We start from the raw sequence: 10,291 nt of genomic DNA, 5'->3' as shown, positions 1-10,291 counted from the left end.
TCCTCGGCCATCTTCTTCGCGGCGTCGAGGGCGTTCTGCGCGGTGGTGACGTCCGACTGGGCCGTGGTATGGGCGGACTTGGCGCTCTGGACGTCCCGGGTGGCGGCGCGGACCTTCGCCTCGTCCGGCTTGTCGGCGCTGGATTTGCTGCCGGTGGGGTCGTCCTTGTACTTGTCCGCTTCCTTGCCAGCCCGGGTGACCCAGGAATCGGCCGAGGACAGACGGGACTTGGCGGAGGAGAGGTCTGACTGCGCTTCCTTCGCCTTGGCCAGCGCCTTGTCGGCCAGGGCCTGCGCGCGCTCCAGCTTCGGCCAGTAGTCCGCGAGCGCGTCGCCGCACAGCTCGTACGACTTCCTCAGCTTCTTCAGGTTCTTCGGAACATCCTTGAACTGCTCCTTGAAGACGTCCGCGGACTTGCCCGCCCACTGCAACAGCGTGTCCTCGCCCGCCATGCCCTTTACCAGGCGCAGGGCGTCCGAGACGTCGTCGGCGAAGTCGTGCAGCTGCCTGGCCAGGGAGCGGACGCGTTGCGGGTCGCCCGGTGTCGGGTCCTTGTCAAGGTCGAGTGGATGCCAGTCCGCCGGCCGATACCCCGCCATAACCCCGCAACCCCCGTCGCGTACGCCCCGTCAACAAACCTGCGCACGCGCGAACTTACAAGGAACGGCCGTTCGAGGTGAAGCCCGACGGCCAGGTTCACGACGCAATCGGGCGGTAGGCCAGAGCCTGGTCCACCCCTTCGTCGTGCGTGGCCCCGGCCAGGACGGCTGCCCTGCCCCGCCGTCCGTCAGCGACGAAGGGTGCTCGGTCCGGGTCCTGCGTGAGGACGGCGTGTCGGCTGGGGAAGTCCCGGGGGAACACATCCGACCGGGTCGCGTCGGAGAGGACGGCCACGAGAAACTCCACGATTCCCATCTCGAAGTGCGGCCACTTCGTGTTCCGTGCCCCGTTGGCTGTGACACTCCAGGAATCCGGGAGCGTCTTCGGGTTCGGTGACCCAGTAGATCGTGTCACCGTTGTCGGTCTTCCCGACCGCCAGTAGGTGATCGAACCTGTGCGGGACTCTCTCGCGCAAGCTCTCCGGCATCTGCTCCAGCAGTTCGGCAGAGCGTTTGGCGGCGTCAACGAGGCGCGTCGGCCAGAAACGTGAACAGGGATGCAGGATGCTCATGAACTCGTCGAAAGTCCCTGACCCGTATGCTCCGCCAGCCGCTTGTAGTCGTCGGGGAGGGAGGTCCCCAGCTCGCCCTCGACTCGCTCCCAGTCGATTTCGACCGCCACCTCCGCGGGAGGCGGCACCAGTCGCGGCAGCTCTTCTCGTGCGGTCACTGCATCTCCTTCCGTTCAGCGCCGGCGGCCACGCAGCGCCCGCCGGCCGTCTTCGAGCCTGTCCACGGAGTTCGCCCACCAGTACCGCAGCTTGTCGCGCACCGTCACACACGCCCACCGGCGCCTGAACCATGGCGGCAGGTCCCGGTACGGCACGAACGTCAGCGTGTCCCGGATCGCATGCTCGGCCAGGCCGCCCGGGCCCTCCGTGCGCAGGGCGGTGTACAGCTCCGGGGTCAGCCGGCCGTTGAGGCGGGCTGCCGTGCCGACGGCCGTGAAGGCGAACCCCCGCTGATCCGGGTCGGACAGGCTCATCGCCCGCACGATGCGCGGGGACGCGTCCTCCAGTGGGCAGTTGAAGGCCAGGCCGATCACCGCCGTACCGAGATGCCGTTCGCCGCGCTCGAACGCGGCGTCCACGGCAGCCGGGTCGTCGATACCCAGCAGTCCCTCGCCGCTCTCCCAGTCCAGGGAGTCCAATCCGCTCAGTCCGCGAAGCGGAACGTCGACGTGATCGCGTCGAAGATGTCGAAGAAGGAGTCGGCCAGGTCCAGGACCTGGCTGCTGCCCGCTACCAGGGCGACCTTGCCCTCCTGGCCAGGAACCGGGATGAACGTCTGCATCAGGACCGCGCGAATCGTGCGGTTGAGGCTGTCCTCCGGGATCGGGACGTCCTCGATGCCGTACGTCCGGGCGGCCGGCCCCACGCCGGGGATGTCGACGGTCGTCACCTTGCGCCAGGAGTCGCCCTCCCGGTGGGCCTCCTTCGGTGCGAGCTGGGCGGCGATGGCGGCCGGATCGTTGGAGAGCGGCGCGCCCTCGCGCGTACGGCCGCCGACCAGCGACACCGTGACCGACCCCGTGACCGGCGTGTCCCCGCCGAAGCTCTCCGCCATACAACCGCAGTACATCGCGCCCGACTTCCACGCGTCGGCCGCAGACTTGCGGAGGAAGCCGACGTACGTGTCCCGGTACTGCTCCAGCTCCGGGTGCTGGGCGACGCGCTCGTTCACCATCCGCCGGATCGAGTCGTCCCGCGACTCCGGCCGTACGTCGAACTCCCACCACGATTCCGGCACCTTGATCCGGAATCCGCCGCGCTCGATGGTGAGCGTCTCCATATAGCGGGCCATGGTGTACGTAGTCCCCCGTCCGATGATGTGATGTACGGTGCGGCCCAGACTACGAGATGCGCGAACGGGGGACGGTCACGTGGGCAAAGGCAAGAGCGACCTCGCGATACCGCTGAGCGAGCTTGAGGACTACGGCCGCCAGTTGCGCTCCATCAAGGAACGTCTCAACCACACCAAGAAGATGTTCGAGTCCTACAAGGACGACGTCGGCAGCGGCACGGTCTACGACGCCCTGGACGACTTCGAGTCCAACTGGCACGACGGCCGCGAGGACATCACCAAGCAGATCGACTCGCTCGCCGACATGTCCGACACCGTGGTCCGCGAGTTCAAGAAGCTGGACGACGACCTCGCGAAGAAGGCGAAGGACGCGGTGCGGCCGGAGGAGCAGCAACAGGGTGGCGGCGGGAACAAGGCGGAGTAGTCCGCGTTCTTCGAGGACGGCCTCTTCTTATGCCGGACACCGCACTGCTCATCATCGACATGCAGCGCGCCCTGTTGCGTGACGCCCATGACGGCGAGGCCTGCCTGCGCAGGGTCGCCGCGCTCGCGGACCGTTCCCGTGCGGCCGACGTACCGGTCATCTACCTACGGCAGCGGTTCGCCGGTGTGCCCGCCGAGTGGCTGGAAATCTATCCGCCGCTGGCACCCCAGCCGAGTGACGTGGTCCTCGACAAGGACAGCGGATTCCTTCCTCGACACGACGCTTGGGGCGGTCCTGGCCGAGCGGGCGGTACGACGTCTGATCGTCACCGGCTACGCCTCCGACTTCTGCGTCGACTCCACCAGTCGCAGCGCCCTCTCCCACGGCTACGACGTCGTCCTCGTCGCCGACGGCCACACGACGATGCAACGCCCGGCCGGCACCGGACCGACGGCCGCGCAGATCATGGCCCATCACAACGGCATCTTCTCGATCATCGAGTACGCAGGCCGGTCGGTGACGGTGACCCCGGCCGCGGAGGTCCGTTTCGAGTGATCGCCCGGCCGGTCATTTCCCGGGGTCCACGTTCCATGTCTCCGGCAGTTCGCTGTCGCAGAAGACGCAGGCGAAGTCCGCCTCGCGGACGATGTTGTGCTCCGAGCATCGTGGACAACGGCGGAACACCACCTCGTGCGTGAAGCGGGCGGGGTGGCCGAGCGGGACGCGGTCGAGTGCGCGGGCGACCGCGGTCGGGGTCGCAGGGCGATGACACAGGGTTCCTCATCGGGTGACCGTGGGCGACACGGTGTATCCGTACGGTAACTCCCTGCGGAGCTAGGGACGTGATCGAGTACGTGGTGCCCAGCTTCGTGGCCTCGACGCGCATGATGCGCAAGAGCCTCCGTCCCGAGGTCATCCCCACCATGACCGGCCTGCTGGTCGCGGCCGGCACCGGCCTGAGCCCCAGCCTGTGGCGCAGGCAGTACGGGAACTGGACCAAGGACGAGATGAACGCCCTGGAGGCCACGGTCGTGCTGCTCGCGGAGCACGTCAACCGGCTCACCGACACCACGACTTCGCCACGCGTCTGATCACCGAGGCCCTGACCCGCTCGTACGAGGACTGAAGGCCGAAGGCTGACACAGGCCACGGGCGACATCATCCGTGTGCACCGCAAGAAGTTCCCGTACCGCGGCTACGTCGAGATCGAGTCGCCGTACTGTCCGCCGTTTGTGATGTTCAGCGTGAACGACGACGCGGTCGCCATGGACACCTTGTGGAACGGGACGTTCGGCTATGAGCCCGGCACCCTCGCCACCTGGTCCCGGCTGGCGGCGCGGAGCGCGACGATCACGGACGTCGGCACCCATCGGCTACTTCTCGATGATCGCCGGCCCTCATCCGCGCCCGCGGTGATGTGCCGGCACACCGAAAGGCCCGTACGACCGAAGTCGTACGGGCCTTCCAGATACCTACCGGGTCAGCCCTTGCGGGCCAAGATCACTTGTTGATCTTGGTGACCTGGCCGGCGCCCACCGTGCGACCACCCTCACGGATGGCGAACTTCAGGCCCTCCTCCATGGCGATGGGCTGGATGAGCTCCACCTTCATGTCGGTGTTGTCGCCCGGCATGACCATCTCGGTGCCCTCGGGGAGGGTAACGACGCCGGTCACGTCCGTGGTACGGAAGTAGAACTGCGGGCGGTAGTTGTTGAAGAACGGCGTGTGACGGCCACCCTCGTCCTTGGACAGGATGTACGCCGTGGCCTCGAACTCCGTGTGCGGGGTGACCGAGCCGGGCTTGATGATGACCTGGCCGCGCTCGACATCCTCGCGCTTGATGCCACGGAGCAGCAGACCGACGTTCTCACCGGCCTGGCCCTCGTCGAGCAGCTTGCGGAACATCTCGATGCCGGTGACCGTGGTGGTGGTCTTCTCGGTCTTGATGCCGATGATGTCGACGGTCTCGTTGACCTTCAGGACACCACGCTCGATACGGCCGGTGACGACCGTACCGCGACCGGTGATCGTGAAGACGTCCTCGATCGGCATCAGGAACGGCTTGTCGACGTCACGCTCGGGCTCCGGGATGGACTCGTCGACGGCCTTCATCAGGTCGAGGACGGACTGGGTCCACTCGGCGTCGCCCTCCAGCGCCTTCAGCGCGGAGACCTTGACGACCGGCAGGTCGTCGCCCGGGAACTCGTACTCGGAGAGGAGCTCACGCACCTCGAGCTCGACGAGCTCCAGGATCTCCTCGTCGTCCACCATGTCGGCCTTGTTCAGGGCGACGACGATGTACGGAACGCCGACCTGGCGGGCCAGGAGCACGTGCTCCTTGGTCTGCGGCATCGGGCCGTCGGTGGCGGCGACCACGAGGATCGCGCCGTCCATCTGCGCGGCACCGGTGATCATGTTCTTGATGTAGTCCGCGTGACCCGGGCAGTCGACGTGCGCGTAGTGACGGGTCTCCGTCTGGTACTCGACGTGCGCGATGGAGATGGTGATACCGCGCTGACGCTCCTCGGGCGCCTTGTCGATGTTGTCGAACGCGGTGGCCTCGTTCAGGTCCGGGTACGCGTCGTGCAGCACCTTGGTAATGGCGGCCGTGAGGGTCGTCTTACCGTGGTCGATGTGACCGATGGTGCCGATGTTGACGTGCGGCTTAGTCCGCTCGAACTTCGCCTTCGCCACTGGGGTCCTCCTGGGAGTGGTTCTGTACGCCTTGATTCGATCGGCGCCAGGTGATCTTTGCTGTTGGGTCCCGGGCCCCGGGCCATTCCGCCACTAATGCGGAGGAACGGCCCGTGAGGCTCCAGGGTCAAGCCTAAAGCGTCGTAGCGCGGTGCGTTACTCGCCCTTGGCCTTCGCGATGATCTCCTCGGCGACGTTCCGCGGAACCTCGGCGTAGGAGTCGAACTGCATGGAGTAGCTGGCCCGGCCGGACGTCTTGCTGCGCAGGTCGCCGACGTAACCGAACATCTCCGAGAGGGGCACGAGGCCCTTCACGACGCGGGCACCGGCCCGCTCCTCCATGGCCTGGATCTGGCCACGGCGGGAGTTGATGTCGCCGATGACCTCACCCATGTAGTCCTCGGGCGTGGTGACCTCGACGGCCATCATCGGCTCAAGGAGCACGGGGCTGGCCTTGCGCGCGGCCTCCTTGAAGGCCTGCGAACCGGCGATCTTGAACGCGAGTTCGGAGGAGTCGACCTCGTGGTAGGCACCGTCGAGAAGCGTGACGCGGACGCCCGTCATCTCGTATCCGGCGAGGATGCCGAACTGCATGGCCTCCTGCGCACCGGCGTCGACCGAAGGGATGTACTCCTTCGGGATACGACCACCGGTCACCTTGTTCACGAACTCGTACGAGGCGTCGCCGCCCTCGATGGGCTCGATCGCGATCTGCACCTTGGCGAACTGACCGGTACCACCGGTCTGCTTCTTGTGGGTGTAGTCCACGCGCTCGACGGCCTTGCGGATCGTCTCGCGGTATGCGACCTGCGGCTTGCCGACGTTGGCCTCGACCTTGAACTCACGGCGCATACGGTCGACCAGCACCTCAAGGTGCAGCTCGCCCATACCACCGATGATGGTCTGGCCGGTCTCCTCGTCCGAGTGGACCTGGAACGACGGGTCCTCCTCGGCCAGACGCTGGATCGCGACGCCGAGCTTCTCCTGGTCGCCCTTCGACTTGGGCTCGATGGCGACCTGGATGACCGGCGCCGGGAAGTCCATGGACTCCAGGATCACCGGCTGCTTGTCGTCGCACAGCGTCTCACCGGTCGTGGTCTGCTTCAGACCCATGACGGCGATGATGTCGCCGGCGCCCACCGAGTCGATCTCCTCACGCTTGTTCGCGTGCATGCGGTAGATCTTGCCGATGCGCTCCTTCTTGCCCTTGACGGAGTTCAGCACGGCGGTGCCGGACTCCAGGCGGCCCGAGTAGACCCGGACGAAGGTGAGCTTGCCCAGGTGCGGGTCGCTCATGATCTTGAACGCGAGCGCGGACAGCGGCTCGTCGTCGGACGGCTTGCGCTTGACGACCACCTCGGGGTCCTTGACGTCGTGGCCCTCGATGGCCTCGACGTCGAGCGGGGTCGGCAGGTAGCGCACGACCGCGTCGAGCAGGGGCTGGACGCCCTTGTTCTTGAACGCGGTACCGCAGAACACGGGGGTGACCGTGACACCGTCGGACTTGCCGGACGCGATGGTGATACGACGGATCGCGGCGTACAGCTGCTCTTCGGTGGGCTCCTGGCCCTCCAGGAACAGCTCCATGATCTCGTCGTCGTTCTCCGCGACGGCCTCGACCAGCTTGCCGCGGTACTCCTCGGCAGCCTCGGTGTGCGTGGCCGGGATGTCGACGACGTCGTACATCTCGCCCTTCGCCGCCTCGGCGGACCACACGAGCGCCTTCATGCGGACCAGGTCCACAACGCCCTTGAAGTCCATCTCGGCGCCGATCGGCAGCTGCATGACGAGCGGCACGGCACCCAGACGGTCCGAGATCATGTCCACACAGCGGTGGAACTCGGCGCCGGTACGGTCCAGCTTGTTCACGAAGCAGATGCGCGGCACGCCGTAGCGGTCGGCCTGACGCCACACCGTCTCCGACTGGGGCTCGACACCGGCGACACCGTCGAACACCGTCACGGCACCGTCGAGGACGCGCAGCGAACGCTCCACCTCGACGGTGAAGTCGACGTGCCCCGGGGTGTCGATGATGTTGATCGTGTAGTCGTTGTCCTCAAGCGGCCAGTGACAGGTGGTGGCAGCAGAGGTGATCGTGATGCCACGCTCCTGCTCCTGCTCCATCCAGTCCATGGTGGCAGCGCCGTCGTGGACCTCACCGATCTTGTACGACACACCGGTGTAGAACAGGATCCGCTCGGTGGTGGTCGTCTTGCCCGCGTCGATGTGGGCCATGATCCCGATGTTGCGGACCCTGGCCAGGTCAAGTGAAGTGGTAGCCATAAGGCTTCAGTCTTCTCTCGGTCTCGATGTGGGTAGCGACTACCAGCGGTAGTGCGCGAAGGCCTTGTTGGACTCGGCCATCTTGTGGGTGTCCTCGCGCTTCTTGACGGCCGCGCCGAGGCCGTTCGAAGCGTCGAGAAGCTCGTTGAGCAGACGCTCGGTCATGGTCTTCTCGCGACGGGCGCGGGAGTAACCGACCAGCCAGCGCAGCGCCAGGGTGTTGGCGCGGCCGGGCTTGACCTCGATCGGCACCTGGTAGGTGGCGCCACCGACACGGCGGGACTTCACCTCGAGCGTGGGCTTGATGTTCTCCAGCGCGCGCTTGAGCGTGATGACCGGGTCGTTGCTGGTCTTCTCGCGCAGGCCCTCCATGGCGCCGTACACGATGCGCTCGGCGGTGGAGCGCTTGCCGTTCAGCAGCACCTTGTTGATGAGCGACGTGACAAGAGGAGAACCGTAGACCGGGTCGATGATGACCGGGCGCTTCGGGGCGGGGCCCTTACGAGGCATTCTTACTTCTCCTTCTTGGCGCCGTAGCGGCTGCGGGCCTGCTTGCGGTTCTTGACACCCTGGGTGTCAAGCGAGCCGCGGATGATCTTGTAGCGAACACCGGGCAGGTCCTTCACACGGCCGCCGCGCACGAGCACGATGGAGTGCTCCTGCAGGTTGTGTCCCTCACCCGGAATGTAAGCAGTGACCTCGATGCCGCTGGTCAGACGCACACGCGCGACCTTACGCAGGGCCGAGTTCGGCTTCTTCGGGGTGGTCGTGAACACACGCGTGCAGACGCCACGACGCTGAGGGGAACCCTCGAGTGCGGGCGTCTTGTTCTTCTCGACCTTGTCCTGCCGGCCCTTACGGACCAGCTGCTGGATCGTAGGCACTACTTCTCCGGTTTCTGTGTGCCGAATGGTGAAGCTAACCTGGAACATTCGCCGACCCACGCGGTCGGGTGTGTCGGAATCCGCGGACTCCTGCCGAACGGCAGAAGGGGGCGCGGATCGCGGTGGCCACTTCGTCACTCCGGTGCGGTTTGAAGGCACGCACGAGGGTCAGGGCACACCCCAGGCACAAGGTCTGAGCGTACCCAGCGCAATCACTTCGGTCAAAACAAAAGAAGCGGGACCGGTCGTGGAGGGCCTGAGCTGCGGTTTTCAAGCCGTCTTCCGATATACCACGAAGACGAACGAGACGCGAACGGAGAGCGGCGCGGGGTGGTGGGCGTGGGTTTCACGGGCGGGTAAGGGTGGAGGATCTTCTGCTCGTCGGTTTGCCCGGCGCGCCGGCACCGACGGGCCGGGCGCGGGGCTGTAGGGCTGCGCCGCGCGGGCAGCTGCGGGGCGGGCCGGAGACGCCCGCCGGACGGGGACCACAGATGCTCGCGGGGCGGAGGCCCCGATGAGCCCGGCTTCCCGCCCCACGGCCCGCGTCCCAGCGGCACGACTGCCCGCAGCTGAGCAGCTGACGCGACTGCAACGCCACTCAAGGGGCGCGGGGAACTGCGCGATCGATCAGCCCCCACGCACCCGCAGGCGCTCACCGCGCCGCCGAGGCACCCCTCTCCGTCACAGGCGGCGGGAAGCCGTCCGTTCCGCCGCGAAGACATCCTCCAGGCGGAACAGGGCCGCCCGGCCCGCCTTGCCGGCGACCTTGAGGCGCCCCAGCTGCACCCACTTCCTGATGGTGGCCGGGGCGACGCCGGCCTCCTGTGCGGCGAGCGGCGCGGGAATGAGGGTGGGCAGCTCGGCGTGCGGCGACTTCATCGGTGCTGCCACTCCCCCTCGTCCCAGGTGTGCCGGTAGGCCGGGTCGTCGTGGCAGCCGCAGTCAGTGTCCGCGCAGCGGCAGGCCGGGTTGACGCAGAGGACGGCGGCCCGGTCCGGGAAGGCTCGCAGCGAGACGGAGTCGCACCAGGGGCAGCGCCCGGAGACACGGACGACGCTCTCGGTGTCGCCCAGGGCGCGGGCGCAGCGCCGGGCCATCCGGCGGGTCTCGTCCCGGACGTGGGCGGCGAGAACGGGGTCGGCGGCGATGCCGTCGAGGAGAGCGACGATCCGGCGCAGCCGCTCGGGCACGGAGGCACGCCGGACGCGGGCCAGCCCCAGCCGGTCACGTACCGCCTCCTCCAGCTCGACCACGCCGTCGGTGATGTCACGGATGGTGTCGGAGATGTGCAGCCGCAGAGGGGCGGCGCTGTGGCCGGGGGCGACGAGTCCGTGGTTCTGCTGGAGGCACAAGGCCTCCGCGCGCTCCTCGCGTAGCCGGCCGGCGAGTTCCGCGGGCGGCGGGGCCGGCGTGGGCCGGTGGTCCGGGGTGGTGCGGCCCGGAGCGAGTTCGACGGACAGCTCGGGAAACTGCTGGAGGAGCCGGCCGATCCAGAGGGCGGCGTGCTCGGCGGCGTTGTCGGTGGGGCGGTCTTCGGAAGGTGG

At 67.3% G+C, this 10,291-nt stretch carries 12 protein-coding genes and 2 pseudogenes; 4 read left to right on the top strand and 10 right to left on the bottom strand.

The features are described from left to right. From ABZ396_RS20250 to ABZ396_RS20235, 4 genes are all read right to left on the bottom strand, one after another. Window positions 1-599: putative T7SS-secreted protein (locus ABZ396_RS20250; protein ID WP_359185264.1), on the bottom strand; the 599-nt coding region annotated here is incomplete at its 3' end. Window positions 600-1,167: 568 nt separating this feature from the next. Continuing rightward, window positions 1,168-1,329, bottom strand: a complete 162-nt coding sequence (locus tag ABZ396_RS20245; protein WP_358924119.1) for a hypothetical protein — start codon at window positions 1,327-1,329, stop codon at window positions 1,168-1,170. 15 nt (window positions 1,330-1,344) lie between these two features. Next, entirely contained in the window at window positions 1,345-1,809 is a 465-nt protein-coding gene (locus tag ABZ396_RS20240) for a hypothetical protein (protein WP_358924117.1), read from the bottom strand. 5 nt (window positions 1,810-1,814) lie between these two features. Then, complete coding sequence (locus ABZ396_RS20235) at window positions 1,815-2,462, bottom strand: hypothetical protein (RefSeq protein ID WP_358924115.1); 648 nt, start codon at window positions 2,460-2,462, stop codon at window positions 1,815-1,817. 79 nt (window positions 2,463-2,541) lie between these two features. Between ABZ396_RS20235 and ABZ396_RS20230 the strand changes: the two genes are divergently transcribed. The 4 genes and pseudogenes from ABZ396_RS20230 to ABZ396_RS20215 all read left to right on the top strand — a co-directional run bounded on the left by ABZ396_RS20230 (window position 2,542) and on the right by ABZ396_RS20215 (window position 4,397). Continuing rightward, window positions 2,542-2,886 (top strand): hypothetical protein, encoded by a 345-nt coding sequence (locus ABZ396_RS20230; protein ID WP_351748618.1) that lies wholly within the window; start codon window positions 2,542-2,544, stop codon window positions 2,884-2,886. 29 nt (window positions 2,887-2,915) lie between these two features. Next, window positions 2,916-3,441 (top strand): annotated as a pseudogene (locus ABZ396_RS20225) (isochorismatase family cysteine hydrolase). A gap of 281 nt (window positions 3,442-3,722) precedes the next feature. Next, window positions 3,723-4,012: pseudogene (locus ABZ396_RS20220) on the top strand (hypothetical protein); the annotation flags it as partial. Window positions 4,013-4,052: 40 nt separating this feature from the next. Beyond that, window positions 4,053-4,397 carry a hypothetical protein gene (locus ABZ396_RS20215; protein ID WP_358924113.1) on the top strand — a complete coding sequence of 115 codons (345 nt, stop codon included), beginning with the start codon at window positions 4,053-4,055 and terminating at the stop codon, window positions 4,395-4,397. Here ABZ396_RS20215 and tuf read toward each other — a convergent pair. The 6 genes from tuf to ABZ396_RS20185 all read right to left on the bottom strand — a co-directional run bounded on the left by tuf (window position 4,387) and on the right by ABZ396_RS20185 (window position 10,237). Then, complete coding sequence (tuf, locus tag ABZ396_RS20210) at window positions 4,387-5,580, bottom strand: elongation factor Tu (RefSeq protein WP_351693772.1); 1,194 nt, start codon at window positions 5,578-5,580, stop codon at window positions 4,387-4,389. The two genes, ABZ396_RS20215 and tuf, sit on opposite strands and share 11 nt — an antisense overlap. Window positions 5,581-5,736: 156 nt before the next feature. After that, window positions 5,737-7,863, bottom strand: coding sequence for an elongation factor G (gene fusA, locus ABZ396_RS20205; RefSeq protein WP_358924111.1), 2,127 nt, complete (start codon window positions 7,861-7,863; stop codon window positions 5,737-5,739). 39 nt (window positions 7,864-7,902) lie between these two features. Then, a complete protein-coding gene (gene rpsG / locus ABZ396_RS20200; protein ID WP_005481264.1) occupies window positions 7,903-8,373 on the bottom strand; it encodes a 30S ribosomal protein S7 in 471 nt (156 codons plus the stop codon). 2 nt (window positions 8,374-8,375) lie between these two features. After that, entirely contained in the window at window positions 8,376-8,747 is a 372-nt protein-coding gene (gene rpsL, locus ABZ396_RS20195; RefSeq protein WP_003948652.1) for a 30S ribosomal protein S12, read from the bottom strand. 681 nt (window positions 8,748-9,428) lie between these two features. After that, complete coding sequence (locus ABZ396_RS20190) at window positions 9,429-9,626, bottom strand: hypothetical protein (RefSeq protein WP_358924109.1); 198 nt, start codon at window positions 9,624-9,626, stop codon at window positions 9,429-9,431. Continuing rightward, window positions 9,623-10,237 carry a hypothetical protein gene (locus ABZ396_RS20185; RefSeq protein WP_358924151.1) on the bottom strand — a complete coding sequence of 205 codons (615 nt, stop codon included), beginning with the start codon at window positions 10,235-10,237 and terminating at the stop codon, window positions 9,623-9,625. The genes ABZ396_RS20190 and ABZ396_RS20185 overlap by 4 nt, the downstream gene beginning before the upstream one ends. Window positions 10,238-10,291: the final 54 nt, after the last annotated feature.

Source organism: Streptomyces sp. NPDC005866 (assembly GCF_040629895.1).
Lineage (GTDB): Bacteria > Actinomycetota > Actinomycetes > Streptomycetales > Streptomycetaceae > Streptomyces.
This window is presented reverse-complemented; position numbering and strand designations above follow the sequence as displayed.